Genomic DNA, 318 nt, shown 5'->3' on the forward strand with positions numbered 1-318 from the left:
GTATACAGTATACCTGGTATACTGTATACAATATTTATGGGATATTCAACCCCTTACTAACCATCTCTGTTTCCTACCGAAACAGAACATAATTATAGATTTAGGAGGAAATTATGAATAATATGACAGCATGGCGTGGTTTCCAAGGCAACGGTTGGCAAAATACAGTAGATGTTCGTGAATTTATCGTTCACAACTATACTGAATACTTAGGTGATGATGCTTTCTTAGCAGATGCAACCGAGTCTACCAAGAAACTTTGGGCCGAAGTAATGGAACTAACAAAAAAAGAAAGAGCTGCTGGCGGTGTTTTAGACA

At 37.7% G+C, this 318-nt stretch carries 1 protein-coding gene; it reads left to right on the forward strand.

Features of this window, described 5'->3' with window-relative positions:
- Positions 1 to 113 precede the first annotated feature (113 nt).
- Positions 114 to 318 (forward strand): hypothetical protein (locus EII23_RS12740; protein WP_148091308.1); only part of this gene is annotated, 205 nt, incomplete at its 3' end.

The sequence above is a fragment of the Desulfovibrio sp. OH1186_COT-070 genome, from assembly GCF_003860215.1.
In the GTDB taxonomy this organism is placed as follows: domain Bacteria; phylum Desulfobacterota; class Desulfovibrionia; order Desulfovibrionales; family Desulfovibrionaceae; genus Desulfovibrio.